1 pseudogene is annotated in these 440 nt (G+C 73.9%); it reads left to right on the top strand.

The window, feature by feature from the left end:
* A pseudogene (locus TN53_RS42440) lies at window positions 1–440 on the top strand (sensor histidine kinase); the annotation flags it as partial.

Here is a 440-nt window from a genome sequence, read left to right as displayed (position 1 = left end):
GGAGCACGTGCATCACGGCGTCTGCGTCACCGTCGACGACGCGGGCGTGGGCATGACCCAGGACGAACGGGCCCACGCCCAGCGGACGGTGGCCGGCACCGAGCCGATCCTCCTCACCGGCCTCGGCGACCCGCCCCGCATGGGACTCGCCGCGATCGGCCAGCTCACCCGGCAGTTCGACCTGGGCGTCGACCTCTCCTCACCGTCCCCGTACGGTGGTGTACGCGCGGTGCTGAGAGTCGAGAGCCATCTCCTCAGCCGTATCGACCCCGTCGAGCAGCCACCGGCGGTCAGCACGCCGCGCTCGACGCGCAAGGCCACGGCGGAGGCGTCCCACGGCTACGGCACCGACCACGCCCCCCTCACCGGGCACCACGACGAGCTACCGCAACGCCGCCGCCGTACCCGCGCCCCCGCTCCGAAGGCATCCGCGGCCGAGC

The sequence above is a fragment of the Streptomyces sp. WM6386 genome (assembly GCF_000972385.1).
Lineage (GTDB): Bacteria > Actinomycetota > Actinomycetes > Streptomycetales > Streptomycetaceae > Streptomyces.
The sequence above is the reverse complement of the archived record's forward strand: the minus strand, read 5'-3'. Positions and strand labels throughout refer to the sequence as shown.